Annotated in this window: 18 protein-coding genes; 12 read left to right on the top strand and 6 right to left on the bottom strand. The window is 40.3% G+C overall.

Annotated elements, in window-relative coordinates; translation table 11 throughout:
- Positions 1 to 466 precede the first annotated feature (466 nt).
- Positions 467 to 1,045, top strand: a complete 579-nt coding sequence (locus tag KNQ97_RS05125; RefSeq protein ID WP_253611949.1) for a TetR/AcrR family transcriptional regulator — start codon at positions 467 to 469, stop codon at positions 1,043 to 1,045.
- A 79-nt stretch (positions 1,046 to 1,124) separates the two neighbouring features.
- On the opposite strand, the gene KNQ97_RS05120 is transcribed toward KNQ97_RS05125, so the two are convergent.
- Positions 1,125 to 1,988, bottom strand: a complete 864-nt coding sequence (locus tag KNQ97_RS05120; RefSeq protein WP_253611948.1) for a metal-dependent hydrolase — start codon at positions 1,986 to 1,988, stop codon at positions 1,125 to 1,127.
- A gap of 108 nt (positions 1,989 to 2,096) precedes the next feature.
- Between KNQ97_RS05120 and KNQ97_RS05115 the strand changes: the two genes are divergently transcribed.
- A complete protein-coding gene (locus KNQ97_RS05115; RefSeq protein WP_031997612.1) occupies positions 2,097 to 2,714 on the top strand; it encodes a TetR/AcrR family transcriptional regulator in 618 nt (205 codons plus the stop codon).
- A 114-nt stretch (positions 2,715 to 2,828) separates the two neighbouring features.
- Here the strand turns inward: KNQ97_RS05115 and KNQ97_RS05110 are convergent, their stop codons facing one another.
- Positions 2,829 to 3,434 carry a nitroreductase family protein gene (locus tag KNQ97_RS05110; protein WP_253611947.1) on the bottom strand — a complete coding sequence of 202 codons (606 nt, stop codon included), beginning with the start codon at positions 3,432 to 3,434 and terminating at the stop codon, positions 2,829 to 2,831.
- 37 nt (positions 3,435 to 3,471) lie between these two features.
- Entirely contained in the window at positions 3,472 to 4,254 is a 783-nt protein-coding gene (locus KNQ97_RS05105) for an SDR family oxidoreductase (RefSeq protein WP_253611946.1), read from the bottom strand.
- Between the two features lie 122 nt (positions 4,255 to 4,376).
- Between KNQ97_RS05105 and KNQ97_RS05100 the strand changes: the two genes are divergently transcribed.
- On the top strand, positions 4,377 to 4,943 hold the full coding sequence (locus tag KNQ97_RS05100; RefSeq protein ID WP_253611945.1) for a TetR/AcrR family transcriptional regulator: 567 nt from the start codon (positions 4,377 to 4,379) through the stop codon (positions 4,941 to 4,943).
- Here the strand turns inward: KNQ97_RS05100 and KNQ97_RS05095 are convergent.
- Entirely contained in the window at positions 4,940 to 6,097 is a 1,158-nt protein-coding gene (locus KNQ97_RS05095; protein WP_253611944.1) for a glycerate kinase, read from the bottom strand. The two genes, KNQ97_RS05100 and KNQ97_RS05095, sit on opposite strands and share 4 nt — an antisense overlap.
- A 394-nt stretch (positions 6,098 to 6,491) precedes the next feature.
- Here KNQ97_RS05095 and KNQ97_RS05090 point away from each other — a divergent pair, with 394 nt between their 5' ends.
- From KNQ97_RS05090 to epmA, 5 genes are all read left to right on the top strand, one after another.
- Positions 6,492 to 8,900, top strand: coding sequence for an FdhF/YdeP family oxidoreductase (locus KNQ97_RS05090; RefSeq protein ID WP_000370445.1), 2,409 nt, complete (start codon positions 6,492 to 6,494; stop codon positions 8,898 to 8,900).
- Positions 8,901 to 8,977: 77 nt separating this feature from the next.
- Complete coding sequence (fdhD, locus tag KNQ97_RS05085; RefSeq protein ID WP_253611943.1) at positions 8,978 to 9,769, top strand: formate dehydrogenase accessory sulfurtransferase FdhD; 792 nt, start codon at positions 8,978 to 8,980, stop codon at positions 9,767 to 9,769.
- A 119-nt stretch (positions 9,770 to 9,888) separates the two neighbouring features.
- Complete coding sequence (locus KNQ97_RS05080) at positions 9,889 to 10,281, top strand: YkvA family protein (protein ID WP_000119198.1); 393 nt, start codon at positions 9,889 to 9,891, stop codon at positions 10,279 to 10,281.
- 104 nt (positions 10,282 to 10,385) lie between these two features.
- A complete protein-coding gene (locus KNQ97_RS05075) occupies positions 10,386 to 11,453 on the top strand; it encodes a 4-phosphoerythronate dehydrogenase (protein ID WP_253611942.1) in 1,068 nt (355 codons plus the stop codon).
- The gene (epmA, locus tag KNQ97_RS05070) at positions 11,450 to 12,424 is read left to right on the top strand and encodes an EF-P lysine aminoacylase EpmA (RefSeq protein WP_000059542.1); all 975 of its coding nucleotides are present in this window, start codon (positions 11,450 to 11,452) and stop codon (positions 12,422 to 12,424) included. The genes KNQ97_RS05075 and epmA overlap by 4 nt, the downstream gene beginning before the upstream one ends.
- A gap of 58 nt (positions 12,425 to 12,482) precedes the next feature.
- On the opposite strand, the gene KNQ97_RS05065 is transcribed toward epmA, so the two are convergent.
- On the bottom strand, positions 12,483 to 13,460 hold the full coding sequence (locus tag KNQ97_RS05065; RefSeq protein ID WP_000451848.1) for a Tim44 domain-containing protein: 978 nt from the start codon (positions 13,458 to 13,460) through the stop codon (positions 12,483 to 12,485).
- 82 nt (positions 13,461 to 13,542) lie between these two features.
- The gene (gene radA / locus KNQ97_RS05060; protein WP_000048860.1) at positions 13,543 to 14,931 is read right to left on the bottom strand and encodes a DNA repair protein RadA; all 1,389 of its coding nucleotides are present in this window, start codon (positions 14,929 to 14,931) and stop codon (positions 13,543 to 13,545) included.
- 489 nt (positions 14,932 to 15,420) lie between these two features.
- Between radA and KNQ97_RS05055 the strand changes: the two genes are divergently transcribed.
- The 4 genes from KNQ97_RS05055 (at position 15,421) to dapF (ending at position 19,316) form a co-directional block, all read left to right on the top strand.
- A complete protein-coding gene (locus tag KNQ97_RS05055) occupies positions 15,421 to 16,827 on the top strand; it encodes an amino acid permease (protein ID WP_000070815.1) in 1,407 nt (468 codons plus the stop codon).
- Positions 16,828 to 16,967: 140 nt separating this feature from the next.
- On the top strand, positions 16,968 to 17,192 hold the full coding sequence (locus tag KNQ97_RS05050) for a lipoprotein (protein ID WP_001255198.1): 225 nt from the start codon (positions 16,968 to 16,970) through the stop codon (positions 17,190 to 17,192).
- Positions 17,193 to 17,214: 22 nt separating this feature from the next.
- Complete coding sequence (gene lysA, locus KNQ97_RS05045) at positions 17,215 to 18,465, top strand: diaminopimelate decarboxylase (protein WP_000011145.1); 1,251 nt, start codon at positions 17,215 to 17,217, stop codon at positions 18,463 to 18,465.
- 5 nt (positions 18,466 to 18,470) lie between these two features.
- Positions 18,471 to 19,316: a diaminopimelate epimerase gene (dapF, locus tag KNQ97_RS05040; protein WP_002047032.1), complete on the top strand. Its 846-nt coding sequence runs from the start codon at positions 18,471 to 18,473 to the stop codon at positions 19,314 to 19,316.
- Positions 19,317 to 19,324 lie beyond the last annotated feature (8 nt).

Raw genomic sequence — 19,324 nt, 5'->3', positions numbered from 1 at the left:
CATCTAAATAAGCTTGAATGACTTTTAATTTTAACTCTTTTGAATGCTTCGGAATTGGCATAGGGCACACCTCATAAGTTTAAAAAGTCTAACTTATGGGGTGCAGTTCAGAACGGGAGGGGGACACCTTTGGGTGTGCTGGCCTCGTTTGACCAGTCTGTCAACCCTCTTTCGTTCTGCCACCATAATTTTAATGCTTTGGCAGAACTCCCAATAAAAAGGAGTTGACTTTGCACATCCATTATTTCTTGGCAACCTTTGCCAAAAGCTATAACGACACCACATAAACTTTAAAGCAGTTTGAGGGCTATTAGCGCTTTCAGACTTTAAATCGTCACAACCAAAAACTTAGCAACAATAAAACTTGAGATGTGCCAAGCATAGTCTTTATAGGCTTTGCTGTGCCTTTTTTTCTCCCAAAAAAGTATCTCATTTATAAACAACAAGAATTTATAACGGTAAAACTATGCCAAATTTAGTTCTCCCAACACGTGCCTTATACGTTGTAAATAAAGCAATTGATCTGTTTCATCACCGTGGATTTCATCTGATTGGGGTCGATAGAATAGTGAGAGAATCAGAGATTACAAAAGCGACTTTTTATAATTATTTTCACTCTAAAGAAAGGCTTATTGAAATTTGCCTGATGGTGCAAAAAGAAAAGCTCCAAGAACAAGTAGTCGCAATGGTCGAATATGACTTAAGCACTCCTGCCATCGATAAACTCAAAAAGCTTTACTTTCTACATACCGATTTAGAAGGGCCGTATTACTTATTATTTAAAGCCATTTTTGAAATTAAAAATAGTTATCCTAACGCTTATCAAACCGCGGTGCGCTATAGAACATGGCTAAAAAATGAAATTTATAGTCAGCTTAGAACACTAAAACCTGATGCCTCTTTTACCGATGCCAAACTATTTTTATATATGGTGGAAGGCACAATCATTCAGCTTTTAAGCTCTGGTGGGGTAGATGAAAGGGAGAGATTGCTAGATTATTTTCTTGGTCTAAGTGATCTGAGCCGATCCAAAATAGAAAGTTAAGGTCAATCAAAATACATAAAAATTAAAATCGTTATTTCTATAAAAGCCCGCTGATAAGGGCTTTTATAGATTGGTTTTTCTAGCTGAGGTAGTCTCTAAGAAAGCCTGCTTGGCCAAATAGTTTTTCTCGGAATTCGGCTTCTAATTGTTCTGTTTGCATGTTTAACGGGTCAAAATTTTCTGCTCTAACATCTAACATATCTACAAATGCTTTAGACAAAATACCGACCCGATTGATTCCACCAAAACCTAAATAAATACCATCCTTCAACTGTTTCAAAGTGAAGTTAATATCTTTTCTTTTTAAGATTTTTATCCAATATTTAAAAATAATAGGCGTAATGAGTTTTGCAACTCTAGCTAAAGCTACTTTTCTGTTTTTGCTAGAATTTCCTCCTATCGCATTTAATACATCAAACGCGACCGATTTATGCTCAAGCTCTTCGAGGGCATGCCACTCCCACAGATTTCTGCTCTCTTGCGTGGTTTTTGCTTTAATTAACGAGTCTGTGAGTAATAGGCGAGCAAGTGTGGCGGTATAATGTTCCATCACGACTGTAGCGGCGACTTGTTCGACTGCTGAAAGTTGACGTAATTTATCCAAACGCGCTTTGGTTTGGGCCTCAATTTCGACAACTTCAGGATAGTTCGAATGGGTGAGGTGATTGTTTAGCGTTTTATGTTCGCGGCTATGGAAAGCTTCTTGAGCAATAAAGGCTTTTATATCTTCTAAAAGTTTTTCATCCTTAATTTGATTTCGAACATTTCTGATACTTTCTATAAAAAACATTTCACCAGCGGGAAACATCGCTGAAAGTACAACGAACAAGGAAGTAACAACAGGATTTTCCTCATAATAAAAAGAGTAACTTTTATGATGATCGTAAGTCAGTTCAACATTACGACGAAAAATTTTTTGATCCGATTTTAGAGCTGTATTCATTTTTTTAAACTCATCTTTATAAAATAATTGATCAAATTTTGATTTATACTAGAATTTATCAATGAATTTATACAGAAAAAAGACGGATTATTAGAAGGATAAATCATTATGGTAACTATAAGAAAACCAAAACAAAATAGAGCAATAAATACCTTTGATTCTATAGTCAGTGCCGGATTTATATCTGTTATGAAAAACGGCTTGGACCATACAACAGTACTTAAAGTGTGTGAGATAGCAGGCGTAGGATCGGGGAGTTTTTATGAGTACTTTAAAAATAAAGAAGCACTTTTTGTTGAGATGCAGCAGCACTTTATTGCGGAAATTTCAAAAGTTATTTATGGCGTGATTCCTGAAATTTTAGATTTAGAGATTCCTGAAGCAATCAGAACAATTTTTTTAAAAATTGGCGAGTTTTTGGCAAAAGATAATAATAAATATTTTTATTGGCTCAGTGTTTCTTCTAAATATAGTACTGAGGCAAGTCATGTAAAAGCCGTAAAAGCGATCAATGTCTTGGCCATTGAATATGCCATGATGCATCCTGAAGTATTAAAAATCAAAAATTTAAAAATGATGGTTTATATTTTAATTCATTCAAGTATTGCTTTAACAATGAACTTTTTTACGTCTGAAAATATGGGTTTTACTTTTGAAGAGTTAGTGGACTGCTTAATTAATATTACGATGTCATATATAGAAGATGATAGAAATAAGGTCGCTTAATTTACATTCGCCAATTTATGATTTTTAGCGCCTAAATGTATGCCAAATTAAAGGCTTCCATCTATTTATCATAAAACTAAAAATAGAATGAAAGCCTAAAATTTGAATTACAACTTAGAATGTATTTTTAATAATAACCTCGTCGTAAGGGAGTTTGCCCACACGTGGATAAGGTTCTGAAGCTGATTTACCAACCGCAATCATTAAACACACCACATGGTCTTCAGGTAAGTTAATAAGCTTTGCCATTGCATCAAAGTCAAAACCATCCATTGGACAGCTATCTAAACCATGCTCTTGAGCAAGTAACATAAGGGTTTGAGCAAAGATGCCCGCACTACGCATCACTTCGTCACGTTGGGTTTGTGGGCGGTCACGGTAATACTGGTCGATTGCACCAACCATAATATCTTGAACTTCTGGAGAAGCTCCATCCCATACACGTTTAGCGTCAACTTCCCATGTATTTACTTTGGCACATAACACAATCAGTAATGATGACTCTGTTACTTGTGGTTGGTCCCAAGCAATCGTGCGAATTTTTTGTCTTAACTCTGCATCTTCAACAATGACCGGACGCCAATGCTGCAAGTTAAAAGCGCTTGGTGCATTTGCTAAAACTTCTTGCAATAACTGCTTCTTGTCATCTTCAGAGAGTTGAAAAGCAGGGTCGAAGCGTTTAACTGCACGGCGTTTGCGGAGAGCATCAATAACATTCATAAGATTTTCCTACTTGAGAGTTGGGTAGCCGTAGTCGTTAGTTTTTATAACGTTGGGCTACTTCAGCCGAAGAGAAGTTTGGTAATAATGTCATACGCGATTTTTCAAAATTATTCCATTGATTTTCATCTTTCAGCACAGGAATTGTAATTGTTTCTTTACGATCAAAACCAATCAGGGCTGCATCGACCAAATCATTGACATCCATTAATGGCGGAACTTGGCTTAAATCTATACCTGAACGTTCCCAAATTTCGGTTTTGGTGGCAGAAGGCAATACCGCTTGAACGTGCACACCATGATCTTTTAGCTCTAAATGTAAACCTTGGCTAAAAAATTGGATGAAAGATTTACTTGCGCCATAAATGGTAGAACCAAATTCAGGCGCTAAGCCAAGTACAGAGCCTAAATTAATAATGGCGCCTTTACCTTTGCGTATAAGGGATTGCGATATTGCATGAGACAACCGCACCACCGCAGTCATATTTAAAGTCAAAAGTTTTTCAATCTCATTACGATCTTGAGTTAAAAAGTTTCCGTTCAGTGCAATCCCAGCATTATTTACCAAAATTTCAATATCAGCATCGTTTTTGAGTACATCTTCAATTTTGCGAATGTCTTGATCGTTTGATAAATCGGCTTGAATGAACTCCACCTGTACGCCGTATTTTTCTTGAAGATCTTTTGAAATTTTATCTAAACGGTTGGTGTCTCGTGCCACCAAGATTAAGTGATAGCCACGTTGAGCAAATCGATCTGCATAAACAGAACCAATTCCTGACGAAGCCCCTGTAATAAGTACTTTTGATTGAGCTGACATGTGATGTCTCCACGCTTTAATTTTTAGATGATGATCATAATCTAAAATATGCAGGTTTTGATGTCAATCATAATCAATGTATAATAATGACGAGCAGGGTGAATAAAAGTGAGCGCACCAACATGAAAGTCAGTAAAACTCAGGTAAAAGAAAACCGAGATAAAATTGTTGAAAAGGCGACTCAACTGTTCCGTAGTAAAGGCTACGACGGGGTGGGCATTGCCGAATTAATGTCTAGCGCAGGCTTTACTCATGGTGGGTTTTATAAACATTTCAGCTCGAAAACAGACCTTGTTACTATTACTGCCAAATATGGTCTTGAGCAGGTTTTAAAAAGAATAGAAGGTTTAAACTTAACTCAATTTATTCAAATGTATGTGTCTCGTACACATCGGGACAACCGAGATCAAGGTTGTACCTTAACAGCGCTATCTTGTGATGCCGCTAGACAGCCCGACGAAGTAAAAGTCGAGTTTGAAGAGGGTATTGAGCAGCTTATTGAGTTCATTATGAATGAACGCGCAAAACAAGTTTCTTTAGAAACAGAAGAGCTGAGAAAACAAGCTATTAATATTCTTGCTCAGTCAGTAGGGGCAATTGCATTGTCTCGTGCATGTCCAGACCAATCAAACCTTAGCGATGAAATCTTGGAAAGTTGTAGAGAGAATCTTTTAAAATTACCCGATTAAGTTTTTTTATCTTTTAAGCTGGTTTGGCTAAACTGAATTAATCTCGCTATATCGACTGTTCGCTCATAAATGAGTTCTGCTGCATGTTCGCAGGCGTGTTCTAGGGTAATGGGACCATTGGCTAGTGAGAAAGCAGCGCTTACGCCGTGCTCATAAAGTACTTGGTAGTCTTCACCTAAAGTCCCAGCAATCACAATGACCGGAACATTGTGGGCTTTGGCAATTTGACTTACCCCAAAAACGGTTTTACCGCTTAAGGTTTGTTGGTCAAATTTACCTTCACCCGTCATCACCCAATCTGCGTTAGAAATTTTATGCTCAAGTTGATTCAGTTCAGCCACAACTTTAACTCCAGCTTTAAAGTCTGCATTTAAATAACTTTTGGCGGCAAAGCCCAAACCACCAGCAGCCCCAGAACCCGCTTCATCTCGTTTATCGAAATCTAAAAGTTGTGCCGTGACATCGGCAAAATGGGCAAGGGCTGTATCGAGTAACTGGACTTGAGCAGCGGAAGCACCTTTTTGTGGGCCAAAAATATGTGATGCGCCGTTTGGGCCACAAAGTGGATTGGTCACATCGGCAGCTAGTAAAAACCGTGTGTGCTGAATACGTGAGTCGAAATGTGTTAAATCAATTTTGGATAGGTGGCTAAGGGCAAGGCCGCCCGCGGATAAAACGTTTTGGTTAGCATCGAGTAAAACTGCACCCAAAGCACTAAGTAAGCCTGTGCCGCCATCATTGGTCGCACTACCGCCCACAGTTAAAATAATATCTTTTGCACCCGCGTCTAAGGCATCCAAAATAAGCTGACCTGTGCCAAATGTTGTGCTGTGGCAGGCATCACGCTCAGACGGTGGAACTAACTGTATGCCGCTCGCTTGAGCCATTTCAATCATGGCAATTTTTTGTTTTTCTAACCAACCCCATTTGGCCTGAACAGGCTGACCTAATGGTCCAACCACAGTTTTTTCACGCCATTGACCATCGCAGACTTCTAACACAGCTTCAATGGTTCCTTCACCGCCATCTGCCATGGGGCACAAAATCGTTTCTGCATCGGGAAAAACCGCTTGCCATCCTTTGGCAATGGCTTGAGCTACCTTTAAAGCCGATAAGCTATCTTTAAATGAATCAGGGGCGATCACAACCTTCATAAATGCTCTAATGCAGATAAGTTTTTAATTGTTTTATACTGCTTAATGCGGAAAAAACATAGATAAAGTCGTGTAAGTGTCAATTTTAAAAAGCTTTCAGTCGGTTAAAAATGAAACCCAATAATGTTTTTATCTGTAAAAGATAGAATTAATATCTATTTAAATCATTGTTTTTTATATTTTTATGCAAATAACGTGGTTGGCTTGAATTATTGTAATTGTAAAGAATATGGCACATATTATAAGAACGGTTGAGCCGGCTTTTAGCATAGTGGCAATAATATAAAAAGTGGACTCTACTCATCGGTAAACAGCGGGTAGCTTTGATAAAACCATAATTAAATTGTGATTTCACTGAGCCTGTTGAGTGTAAAAAAGATAAGAGGATGAAAAAGTGGATAATTCAGAAGAACAAAAGCACATACAGGAAAATAACGGTTTTGCGCGAATTGAGCCATATACTCATCCTGCTGGCGGGTGGGGCGCACTGCTAAGTGTTGCTCGTAACTTAAAGCGACAAGATATTTTAGGTAAAGGTTCAATTACCTTACTCAACATTAACCAGCCTACAGGTTTTGACTGTCCCGGTTGTGCATGGCCTGAAAAGAAAGATGCTCATGCCTTTAACTTCTGTGAAAATGGTGCAAAGGCGGTTGCTTTTGAAGCAACCAGTAAAACCGTCACTCCCGAATATTTTGCAGGGCATACCGTTAGTTGGCTATCAGAACAAAGTGACTTTTTCCTAGAAGACCTAGGCCGCTTAACCGACCCAGTTCGTTATGATGCTGCAACCGATAAATATGTGCCTATTTCATGGGACGATGCCTTTAAGCTCATCGCTCAACATTTACATGCGCTAGACCATCCAGACCAAGCGGCATTTTATACCTCTGGCCGTGCCAGTAACGAAGCAGCATTTTTATATCAGTTATTTGTACGAAGCTTTGGTACAAATAACTTTCCAGACTGTTCAAACATGTGCCATGAAACCACAAGTGTGGGTTTGCTCGACTCGATTGGTTTAGGAAAGGGTACAGTCACCCTAGAAGATTTTGATTTAGCCGACGCCATTTTTAGTTTTGGGCACAACCCGGGCACCAACCATCCACGTATGTTAGGTACTTTGCGTGAAGTGTCTAAACGCGGCGGTAACATTATTGCGATTAACCCAATTAAAGAGCGAGGTCTCGAACGTTTCCAAGACCCGCAAGCACCGCTTGAAATGATGACCAATGGCAGTACGCCAATTAGTCGCTATTATTTCCAGCCTAAAATTGGCGGCGACTATGCACTGATGTTGGGTATTTTAAAGCACTTACATGAGTGGGATAAAAAGGCCCTTGCCTCAGGTAAACCAAGCGTTTTTGACCGAAACTTTATTGCAGTCAATACCGTTGGTTTCGACGAAATGATTGCTGAGGTCGAAAGAACGGAGTGGGCAGATCTTTATAAGCACTCAGGTCTGTCACCTGAACATTTAGAAAAACTGGCTAAACTCTTTTTAGAGTCAGAGCGTTCAATTTTCTGTTGGGGTATGGGGATTACCCAGCATCGTCACGGAACTGCTAACGTACATATGCTGGCAAATTTATTGTTGGCGCGTGGTCAAATTGGTAGACCGGGTGCAGGGCTTTGTCCGGTTCGCGGGCACAGTAACGTGCAAGGCGACCGCACTATGGGCATTAATGAACTCCCAAGCCCGAAACTTCTCGACAATATTGACCGTGTGTTTGGTATTAAATCACCAAGAAAAAATGGATATGGTGTGGTTGAAACCATTAAAGCCATGGCCGAAGGTGATATCAGAGTCTTTATTGGTTTGGGCGGAAACTTTGCCGTTGCAACACCTGACACCGCTTATACACAAGAAGCGCTTAGAAAATGTAATTTAACCGTACATGTGGCAACCAAGTTAAATCGTAGCCACTTAGTGTGTGGTAAAGATGCGCTTATTTTGCCATGTTTAGGCCGTACCGAAATTGATGAGCAGCTTCATGGCCCACAAGCTATTACAGTTGAAGACTCAATGAGTAATGTCCACTTGTCGGCAGGGCGTAATACTCCAATTTCTAAAAATATTTTGTCTGAACCCGATATTGTGGCAAGAATGGCTGAGGCCGTGCTGCCAGAGAGTCAGATTAAATGGAAATGGTACATTGAAAGCTATGACCGCATTCGTGACTCAATTGCCGATGTATTTGATGAATTCCATGACTTTAATTTGCGCGTTTATAAACCAGGCGGTTTCCATTTAGAACATCCAGCTAATCAGCACATCTGGAATACAAAGAGTGGTAAAGCGCAATTTCTGATTACGCCACTTGAAGAAGTCTATGCTGATAAAGAAAATCAGTACGCTGCCGCATATACCGAAAGTAAGGTTTATACCTTAATGACCACCCGATCTCACGACCAATACAACACCACTTTATATGGTCTGGATGACCGTTACCGTGGGGTTTTTGGTCAGCGCCGTGTGTTGTTTATGAATCAAGCCGATATTGATGAAGCGGGCTTTGAAGCAAATCAGTGGGTTGATATTGAAAGTGTTTTCTCGGATGGTGTGAAGCGCATTGTGCATAGTTTCCGTATTGTCCCGTACAACATTCCACGAGGCAGCTTAGCGGCTTACTATCCGGAAACCAATCCTTTGGTGGCCTTAAGCAGTCATGATAAATATGCCAAGATTCCGGCTTCTAAAAGTGTTCCTGTGATTTTACATCCCGGAAATGCACCAGAGCATTTTAACTTGGCAACAGCTGTTGACCCTGAAGATGCCAATAAGAAAGTCAGCAGTCTTTAAGTGAATCTGATTTTTAAAATGAAATTTAAGCAAATGGCGCTCTAAACAAGCGCCATTTTGAAATAAAGGAAATAATTTTGACACCACATGCTTATGGGGTTGAAACATTGCCAGTACAGCGGTTTAACAAAACCGAATCTGAAAATGTCTTAGATCATATTGTGCAAGAGTACCCAATTGCCTTGGTATATAACGGTATTTCGCATGCGGTGATGATGGCGACACCGACCGATGTCGATTTATTTGCCAAAGGTTTTAGTCTCTCGGAAGGAATTTTAACCAGCTTAAAAGAGCTATATACCCTTGATGTGCATCAAAATGAACTAGGCATTACGGTGGAAATGACCATTTCATCGAGAGCATTTGCCGCCCTAAAGGAACATCGCCGTATGATGGTAGGCCGTACAGGCTGCGGTTTATGTGGAATTGAAAGCTTAGAGCAGTTTCAGTTAGACGTGCCAAAAATTGCAACGCATGCATCAAAAATATGGCTTGAGCAAATTCCGAGTGCTATTTCCCATTTAAAAACTCAACAAGAAATTACTGCTTTAACGGGTGGGGCGCATGCCGCAGCATGGGTAGTTGACGGTCAAATCGTGGCTTTATTTGAAGATGTGGGCCGCCATAATGCCTTAGACAAATTGCTCGGTTATTTAGCGCAAGAAAATTACGACACCAGTTTGGGTTTTGTGGTGATGACCAGTCGGGCAAGTTATGAACTGATACGAAAATGTGCTCAGCTCAATATTAGCTTGCTTGCTTCAATTTCAGCGCCTACCAGTATGGCCATTCAGTTAGCCAAGCAATCGGGCCTGACTTTGGCAAGCTTTTGTAGGGGCGATGGATTTGTTTTATATACGGAAATATAAAATATATCTTTTAATGTGAAGGAATTAGGGCTGGGTTCATTCGATATTCCTTTCACTTTTAAGCTAAGGTTAGTTTTTATAGATTATTATAAAATTCTAAAGGTTCAGAGTCTGTCCAAATGTCTTGGGTACAATCAATAAAAGAATGGGCAAAACGTCTAAAAAAACAAATTATTATGCTTTGGTTTGCCTCAAGGCATCCTCAAATGCCGTGGTTACCCAAAATTATTGCTGTGGTAGCGGTGGCTTATGCGTTTAGTCCAATCGACTTAATTCCAGACTTTATTCCTATTTTAGGTTTTATTGATGATGCGGTTATTTTACCCATACTCATTTGGTTAGCAGTTCGTTTTACGCCTCAGCAAGTCATTTTTGATGCTGAACAACAAGCTAAAGAATGGCTAGATGAACATGAAAAGCGGCCAAAAAACTATTTGGTTGCCGTACTTATTATTTTAATTTGGCTCACACTTGCCGTGATGGCTTACTTTTATTTTGGCGGTGGTTTGTAAGTGAACTGAGTCTTGAAACCCTGTACTAATTTAATACCCTTAACATTGTACTTTGCCACAACTCAAAGGATAATAACGTTTTTATAAGCTATGGGTTGCAGACCATGAAAATCGTCGCAGATGAAAATTTGGCGTTTACCGATTACTTTTTTTCAGAGTTTGGCGATATTCAACATAAAGCAGGGCGCACCTTAACGCATACAGACGTACAAGATGCTGAAGCTTTATTGGTCCGTTCAGTCACCGCAGTAAATGAAAGTTTAATTCAAAATACCGCCCTAAAATATGTGGGTAGTGCCACAATCGGGACCGATCATTTAGATATTCAAGCTTTAGAAAAGCATGGCATTACATGGGCCAATGCCGCAGGTTGTAATGCACAGGCGGTTGCTGAATATGTCATTACAGCTTTACTGCATTTAGATGCTAGCCTTTTAGAACAACAAGAAAAATTTACGCTAGGTATTGTGGGTCTTGGCAATGTTGGTAAGCGCTTGGCCTATATGGCTCAGTTGCTTGGTTGGAAAGTGATTGGCTTTGACCCCTTTGTACAGTTAGATTCAATTGAAAATGTAAGCTTTCAAACCTTGTTGCAACAAGCTAATGCAGTTTCAATTCATGTACCGCTGACCAAAAAAGGCGAACATGCGACGTATCATCTGTTTGACGAAAAAGCTTTTGCAGCGCTTCAACCGAACACGATTTTAATTAATAGTGCACGTGGTCCGGTCGTAAAAGAAGCCGCTTTAATCGAAGACATTCAACGTACCCAGCGTAAAGTGGTGCTCGATGTATTTGAGCATGAGCCAGTGATATCTGAAGAGCTTTTAAATATGTTGGCTTTGGCGACACCGCATATTGCTGGTTATAGCCTTGAAGGAAAAGCCCGCGGTACCCAAATGATTTATGAAGCGTTTTGCCAAAAATTTGGATATGACATTAATAAGCGTTTTGAAACTCAGTTACCTGCATGTGAAGACTATTTTTCAAGACATGATTTAAAAGCAGTGTTAAAGCAAAAAATATCTCAAATTTATGATATTGCTCAAGATGATGCCAACATCCGTGCCTGTGTTAAAGAGGGCAAGGTAGAGCAAAAAGCATTTGATTTATTACGTAAGAATTATCCGCTGCGCCGTGAATGGGCAGCTCACGGGGGACCACAGGCATGAGTTTAAGTTATCAACCTACTTGTTCAATTGATGCTTTAAAGGCTCGTGCCAAGCTTTATACTCAAATCCGTCAGTTCTTTGCAGAACGTGGGGTCATGGAAGTCGAAACACCCGTGGTTTCACAAGCAGGTGTGACTGACGTACATTTAGCCTCAGTTCAGGCTTTACGTCATATCAATGGCAAATTGCAGACTCAGTATTTACAGACTTCGCCTGAATTTGCCATGAAACGTCTACTGGCAAGTGGCAGCGGACCGATTTATCAAATCTGTAAGGTTTTCCGAGACGATGAGCACGGGCGCAAACACAACAGTGAATTTACCATGCTTGAATGGTACCGTCCGGGTCTGGACTTAAAAGCGTTAATGCACGAAACAGCCGATTTATTGCAAACCTGTTTGCAACATCGTTTTGGTGAAGTTCGTCCGTTTATTTTAAGTTATAAGCATGCTTTTCAGGACCGTTTAGATATTAACCCGTTGCAAGCGACTTTAAAGCAACTTAAAGACACAGCAAATCGTGTTGGGTTAAATCTCGACTTGGGCGATGACCGTTTAGCTTATATGGATTTGTTGTTTTCTCATTTTGTTGAACCAAGTTTAGGGTTTGATGCACCTGTCTTTTTAACTGACTTTCCACCAGAAATGGCGTCTTTAGCGAAAGTGAAATTAGATGAAGATGGGGAAGAGGTTGCAGCGCGTTTTGAGGTTTATATCGAAGGCTTAGAGCTAGCCAATGCCTACGATGAATTACTCGATGCAGATGTGTTACGTTCACGCTTTGAAGCAGATAATGCAGAGCGGGCTAAGCAAGGGCTTCATGTTATGCCATTAGATGAGCACTTGTTGGCTGCGTTACCTCATATGCCTGAATGTTCAGGGATCGCTTTAGGAGTTGATCGATTACTCATGGTTGCAACCGATCAACTTAAAATTGAAAAAGTCATTGCTTTTCCAGCCGAAATTGCCTGAAAACAACGAAATAAAAAAGCCACAATAATGTGGCTTTTTTATTTAGAACTTATTTAAGTTAGGCTTGTTGAATACCTGCAACAACCCAATCTTGCTGTGAACCAACAGGTTTTACAAAGTGCCAGATTTCAGTAAATGGCTGTGGCAAGCTGTTTAAATCTTCACTTACTGTACCTGTGAAACGTACGCTCACAATGTATTGACCATTTTCAGTCGCACTGTCTACAACCATTGCATTTAAGTTACTAAACTCAGCAACGTCCTGATCTTGGTTCTCCATGATGTCGTTATACATAGAGTTATAAAGTTCAGGTGTTAAGTAACGACGAATTTCTTCAATGTTACTTGCACTATTGATTGACTGAATATGGTTAAAACGCTGACGGGCAACACGTAAGAAAGAAGCAGGTTCGCTACCATCTGGTAATTGGTTACCACTATTCGTCGTTGCGCTACCAAAAGGAGCTTGTGTTGCTGCACCACCACCTACAGATTGACCAAAGATATTGGTATTGTCACCTGTATTGGTTGGAGCTGCCGAGCGGCCAAATGGGTTTTGACCGCCATTATTTGGTGCATAAGGGTTATTAGCTGCTAATTTTTTTTTTGATCCCAATTTACGGAATACAAAGAAAGCTACAGCGGCTGCAAGTAAGACCCAAAGCCAGCCAGGAATACCACCTTTTTTCTCTTCTTGGGCTTGAACAGCTTGTTCATTACCAGGTTGAGTTACTTGGTGTTCAGCTGATGTTGATTTGTCATCTGCTAAAGCATTTGCTGCAACAGCACCTACGGCAGCACCAGCCACCCCAGCGGCAACCATTGAACCAACACCCGGACCAGATCTCTGAGGTGCTGTAGCAGGTTGTTGAACTGGAGTCACTTGACGAGGTTGTTGATAAGACTGGCTTGAAGTAGTAGAACGTGCCATACCGTGGCTTTTACCACCACCTGCACGTTTAGCTTCAGCAAGCGGAGAAATTGCTAAAGCAGCCATTAAAATACCGGTAATCAAGCCACGCTGGTGTACTTCCATAGGAAATTCCTGTTTAAAGTTAATTTGTAATAGTATTTATGCAGGTATTTACTCTAAATTTCAACCTTAAAAGTATGTTTTTTTATGTCAATTCATCACTGAGTTGCATCGCCTCAGTCAAGGCTTCATGCAGGCGGGCAACAGCAATCACTTGTACGCCCGGAATTGCTTTTTGCGGGGCATTACCTCTTGGTAAGATGACGTATTTAAAGCCATGTTTTGCTGCTTCTTTTAAACGTTCCTGACCATTAGGTACAGGGCGGATTTCACCTGAAAGCCCAACTTCACCAAAAACTGCAAGCTGCTGAGGTAAGGCTTTTGTTCGCAAACTCGAAGCACATGCAAGTAAAACAGCCAAGTCCGAACCTGTTTCGGTAATTTTTAAACCACCTACAATATTGACATACACATCTTGTCCGGTGGTTTGTACACCCCCATGACGATGCATAACAGCAAGCAACATGTTTAAACGGTTTTGTTCAAGACCAAGTGCAACACGTCTTGGTTGTCCTTGAGCATCATCGACTAAAGCCTGAACTTCAACTAAAAGTGGGCGAGTGCCTTCACGGCTAATCATGACAATTGAACCTGGAATGGCTTCGTCATAACGACTTAAAAAGATAGCAGAAGGGTTAGCCACTTCACGTAAGCCTTTATCGGTCATGCCAAATACACCAAGCTCATTGACTGCACCAAAACGGTTTTTCACTGCACGAATCATTCGATAACGTGAGTCTGATTGGCCTTCAAAGTAAAGTACGCAGTCCACCATGTGTTCTAAAACACGAGGACCTGCCAATGCACCTTCTTTGGTCACGTGACCAACAATAAATAGCGCTGTGCCACTATTTTTTGCATAACGGGTTAATAACGCAGCAGATTCACGAATTTGTGAAACCCCACCCGGCGCAGATTGAAGCGTTTCTGTGTAAAGCGTTTGGATAGAGTCCAAAATTGCGACAACAGGACGTTCTTGTTCTAAAACTTCACAAATGCGTTCGACACAAGTTTCAGCCATGACTTTTAACTGGTCTGTTGGTAGATCAAGGCGTTGGGCGCGTAAGGCAACCTGTGACAGCGATTCCTCACCCGTAATATAAAGCGCAGAACTTTTTGCGCTTGCCATATGGGTCGCAGTTTGCAAAAGAATGGTCGATTTACCAATACCTGGGTCACCACCAATGAGTACTACAGAACCTGTCACCAAGCCACCACCAAGCACACGGTCAAATTCGCTAATGCCTGTTGGTAAACGGGTTTCATGAGAAACAGAGACTTTATTAAGCGTTGTAATATTGGCGACTTGACCCGCATAACCCCCAACTTTAGGACGTGCACGATGAGCAGTGGTGGGTTCTAGTTTGACTTCATTAAGACAATTCCATTCACCACACTCTGAACATTGACCTGCCCATTTTAGATGATCGGCACCACATTGCTCGCAACGGTAAACGGTTTTGACTTTGCTCATATTCGACTTCAGTGAGATAACTTCATAATCATTAAAAGCAGAGTATAGCAAAAAGCCCAAAAGAGAACTTAATCGATATGGAATACATTTTGCTTAAGCTTCGGTAAGCAAAATTAAAGAGTAAATGTCATGTTTTAAAAATAGAGAGATAAGGTAGTAGTCAGTCAAATTTCGAGAAAGTATTAGAAGCTCGAGAGGGAATTGGTAGTTAAAAAGTTGATCAATTGATATGGCTTTTTAATTTAAAAATCAAAGTGGTTCAAGTCTTAATTTTAGACTGAAAAGTGCGTTGTATTGCTAGGTTCTTGTGCGTATTATCGGATTTAATTGTATGTATCTTGAAATTATCAGCAATACAGACAAAAATTGGTTAGCTGAAAAGTTGTCAAAAAATATACATTTAAAAGATACCTGCAAATGGTGCGATATCGTCTTTTTGATTTGATTTTAGCTAACGGACTAAAAAAATTACTGGAGTGTATTCATAAAATGTCGAATCAAAATCTGAGCGACCCTCATGAACAAGGTGAGCTCCATCGTAGTCTCTCTAATCGGCATTTACAGCTGATCGCGATTGGTGGTGCCATCGGTACCGGATTATTTATGGGTTCAGGTAAAACAATTAGTCTTGCCGGACCTTCTATCTTATTTATTTATATGATTATTGGTTTGATGGTGTTTTTTGTCATGCGTGCGCTTGGCGAACTTCTTCTGTCAAATTTAACCTATAAATCATTTATTGATTTTTCTACTGACTTAATTGGCCCATGGGCTGGTTACTTCGTGGGTTGGACCTACTGGTTGTGTTGGATCACGATTGGTATCGCCGATCTGTCTGCAATTATTTATTACTTACAGTTCTTCAATAATGGCTTACCTTTCTCGCCTGTTGAAGGCGCAATGATTAGTGTTGCCGCGATTGTGTTCATTATGGGATTGAACTTATTAACAGTTCGATTGTTTGGTGAATTAGAGTTCTGGTTTGCACTTATTAAAATCCTTGCGATTATTATTTTAATTGCAGTGGGTCTGTGGATGATCTTTACAGGCTTTACGTCTACTACAGGTGAAGTCGCTTCATTTACTCATCTTTGGGCAAATGGCGGTTTCTTCCCAACAGGTGTGCATGGCTTCTTGGCTGGTTTCCAGATTGCAATTTTTGCTTTCGTGGGTGTCGAGCTTGTAGGAACAACAGCTGCGGAAACTAAAGACCCTGAGCGTAATTTGCCTAAAGCGATTAACTCAATTCCAATCCGTATCATTATTTTCTATGTATTGGCGCTACTCATTGTAATGTCAGTAACACCATGGAACAGAATTGATCCGGCGATCAGCCCATTTGTAAACCTGTTTAGTCAAGCAGGGGTAGCGGCAGCTGCGATTTTGATGAACTTGGTGGTATTATCATCAGTCATGTCATCCATGAACAGTGGAGTATTCTCAACAAGTCGTATGTTGTTTGGTTTATCTCGTGAAGATCAGGGGCCAAAAGCTTTTGGTAAGCTGAACAGACGTGCGGTACCGGCAAATGCATTGTATTTCTCTGCTGCGTGTTTATTGTTAGGTGCAGCATTACAGTATTTTGTACCAAATACAGTTGAAGCATTTACGCTTGCAACAACACTTTCAACGATTCTCTTCATCTGCGTGTGGTTGCTTATTATCTGGAGTTACATCCGTTATTACACCACGCGTCCTGAACTGCATGCCAAATCAACATTTAAATTGCCGGGTGGCTTATTTACATGTTGGATCACAATTATTTTCTTTATTGGTATGATTTACGTATTGTCTTTAGAGCCAGACACTTTTAAAGCGCTTAAAGTCAGCCCAATTTGGTTTGTTATTTTGATCATTGGTTATTTCTTCTTCTATAAACCACGTCATAAAAAATAATCAAATTTATTTGGTTATGATGAAACGCTGGCTGAAAAGCTGGCGTTTTTTATGCATATTGTTTTTCTATTCAAGTTTACTCTTTAGCCGCTTGCCTGATCACGGTATACTGCATCGAATTGTTTAAATCAGGTGCTCAGATGCGTCGTGTCATTTGCCTCATCAGTTTATTGAGCAGCAGTATTTTGCTTAGCGCTTGCGGTCAGTCAGGAGCATTGCAGCTACCTTCTGATCCAAATTATGACAAACGTGCAAAATACTTGCTCTATCGTAATAAAGAACAGAAACAAGTTGTGCAACAAGATGAACAGGCTGAACAGTCAGTCGAATCATCAGCAGCTCAACCACAAACTACATCACCTTAAGCTTTGAAATAAGGACACCTTCATGAGTTTCACCCGCATTAATGGAGTATTGCATGCAGAGCAATGTTCTCTAGAGCAGCTTGCGCAGCAATTTGGCACACCGTTATATGTTTATTCAAAAGCAGCTTTTGAAAAACATTATTTAGATATGGATCGTGCCTTTGACTTTATTGATCATCAAATCTGTTTTGCGGTGAAGTCGAACTCAAATATAGCTGTTCTTAATGTCTTGGCAAAACTTGGTGCGGGTTTTGACATTGTGTCTGGTGGTGAGCTAGCACGTGTTTTAAAAGCAGGTGGCGATGCTTCTAAAATTGTTTTTTCAGGTTTAGGTAAAACTGAAGCTGATATTGAAACGTCATTAAATGTAGGTATTGCCTGTTTTAATGTCGAGTCTTATGCAGAGTTGGACCGTATTCAAAAAGTAGCAGCTCGCCTAGGCAAAAAAGCGCCTATTTCTTTACGTGTAAATCCTGATGTCGATGCAAAAACGCATCCTTATATTTCAACAGGATTAAAAGAAAATAAATTTGGTATTCCAAGTGATGCAGTTTATGAAACTTATCAATATGCTGCATCTTTACCTAACCTTGAAATCGTAGGTATTGATTGCCACATTGGTTCACAGCTCACTGAAACTAAACCATTTGTTGATGCTTTAGACCGTGTCATTGTGATGATTGATGAGTTGAAAAAACTAGGCATTAATCTGAAACATATCGATATCGGTGGTGGTTTAGGGGTTTGTTATAAAGATGAAACACCACCAAGTGTTGAAGAATATGCAAACTCTATGAAGCCGGCTTTAGAAAAATTAGGCTTGAAAGTTTATATGGAGCCGGGTCGTAGCATCAGTGCAAATGCAGGTGTACTTTTAACCAAAGTTGATTTGCTTAAACCAACGACGCATCGTAACTTCGCGATTATTGATGCAGCAATGAATGATTTAATTCGTCCTGCTTTATATGAAGCTTGGATGGATATTCAACCTGTTGTACCACGTACAGATACCGAAGAAAAAACTTGGGATTTGGTTGGTGCAATTTGTGAGACAGGTGATTTCATTGGTAAAGACCGCTCACTCGCATTACAAGAAAATGACTTGTTGACTGTACTTGGTGCCGGGGCTTATGGTTTTGTCATGAGCTCAAATTACAACACGCGTGGCCGTGCAGCAGAAGTCATGGTATCAGGTGAAAAAAGCTATTTAATTCGTGAACGTGAAACGGTTGAGTCGCTTTGGGAAAAAGAACGTTTATTGCCTGAGGAGTAAATGAGATGTTATTAGAATTTACCAAAATGCATGGTTTAGGCAATGATTTCATGGTGGTTGATCTAATTAGCCAAAGAGCTTATTTAGATACAGCAACAATTCAACGTTTGGCAGACCGACACTTTGGTGTGGGGTTTGATCAGCTTTTAATTGTTGAACCACCAGATGTACCCGAAGCTGATTTTAAATACCGTATTTTCAATGCAGATGGTTCTGAGGTTGAGCAATGTGGTAATGGTGTGCGTTGTTTTGCCCGTTTTGTCCACGAACGTCATTTAACTAATAAAACCAACATTACCGTACAAACCAAAGCGGGTATTGTAAAGCCAGAGCTTGGGCAAAATGGTTGGGTGCGCGTAAATATGGGCTACCCAAAGTTTCTACCAAACGAAATTCCATTTGTGGCTGATGAACCTGAAGCTTTATATACCCTTGAGTTGGCAAATGAACAAAACATTAGTATTGATGTGGTCAACATGGGTAACCCACACGCGGTCACTATAGTTCCAGATGTACTAACTGCTGATGTAGCTGGTATTGGTCCGCAAGTTGAATCACATAAACGTTTCCCTGAGCGAGTTAATGCTGGTTTCATGCAAGTGATTGATGACAAACATGTTCGCTTACGTGTATTTGAACGTGGTGTGGGTGAAACACTTGCGTGTGGTACAGGAGCATGTGCTGCTGCGGTAAGTGGCATGCGCCGTGGTCTACTTGCGAACTCTGTAGAAGTTGAACTTGCTGGCGGTAAGCTACAAATTGAATGGCAAGAAGGCGATGTGGTCTGGATGACTGGTCCAACAACTCATGTATATGATGGACGTTTGGATTTACGTTATTTCCAAGGTTAATCGCATGG

Source organism: Acinetobacter sp. UC24323, from assembly GCF_024151445.1.
GTDB classification, from domain to species: domain Bacteria; phylum Pseudomonadota; class Gammaproteobacteria; order Pseudomonadales; family Moraxellaceae; genus Acinetobacter; species Acinetobacter baumannii.
Note: the sequence above shows the minus strand (reverse complement) of the source record. Positions and strands in the feature narration are given on the sequence as shown.

Coding starts and splice junctions, on each gene's coding strand:
- KNQ97_RS05100 (WP_253611945.1), top strand. CDS start 4,377: ATGAAAGTCAGTAAAACTCAGGTAAAAGAAAACCGAGATAAAATTGTT.
- lysA (WP_000011145.1), top strand. CDS start 17,215: ATGAGTTTCACCCGCATTAATGGAGTATTGCATGCAGAGCAATGTTCT.
- KNQ97_RS05080 (WP_000119198.1), top strand. CDS start 9,889: ATGTCTTGGGTACAATCAATAAAAGAATGGGCAAAACGTCTAAAAAAA.
- dapF (WP_002047032.1), top strand. CDS start 18,471: ATGTTATTAGAATTTACCAAAATGCATGGTTTAGGCAATGATTTCATG.
- radA (WP_000048860.1), bottom strand. CDS start 14,931: ATGAGCAAAGTCAAAACCGTTTACCGTTGCGAGCAATGTGGTGCCGAT.
- KNQ97_RS05075 (WP_253611942.1), top strand. CDS start 10,386: ATGAAAATCGTCGCAGATGAAAATTTGGCGTTTACCGATTACTTTTTT.
- KNQ97_RS05105 (WP_253611946.1), bottom strand. CDS start 4,254: ATGTCAGCTCAATCAAAAGTACTTATTACAGGGGCTTCGTCAGGAATT.
- KNQ97_RS05065 (WP_000451848.1), bottom strand. CDS start 13,460: ATGGAAGTACACCAGCGTGGCTTGATTACCGGTATTTTAATGGCTGCT.
- KNQ97_RS05050 (WP_001255198.1), top strand. CDS start 16,968: ATGCGTCGTGTCATTTGCCTCATCAGTTTATTGAGCAGCAGTATTTTG.
- KNQ97_RS05115 (WP_031997612.1), top strand. CDS start 2,097: ATGGTAACTATAAGAAAACCAAAACAAAATAGAGCAATAAATACCTTT.
- KNQ97_RS05055 (WP_000070815.1), top strand. CDS start 15,421: ATGTCGAATCAAAATCTGAGCGACCCTCATGAACAAGGTGAGCTCCAT.
- epmA (WP_000059542.1), top strand. CDS start 11,450: ATGAGTTTAAGTTATCAACCTACTTGTTCAATTGATGCTTTAAAGGCT.
- KNQ97_RS05095 (WP_253611944.1), bottom strand. CDS start 6,097: ATGAAGGTTGTGATCGCCCCTGATTCATTTAAAGATAGCTTATCGGCT.
- KNQ97_RS05110 (WP_253611947.1), bottom strand. CDS start 3,434: ATGAATGTTATTGATGCTCTCCGCAAACGCCGTGCAGTTAAACGCTTC.
- KNQ97_RS05125 (WP_253611949.1), top strand. CDS start 467: ATGCCAAATTTAGTTCTCCCAACACGTGCCTTATACGTTGTAAATAAA.
- KNQ97_RS05120 (WP_253611948.1), bottom strand. CDS start 1,988: ATGAATACAGCTCTAAAATCGGATCAAAAAATTTTTCGTCGTAATGTT.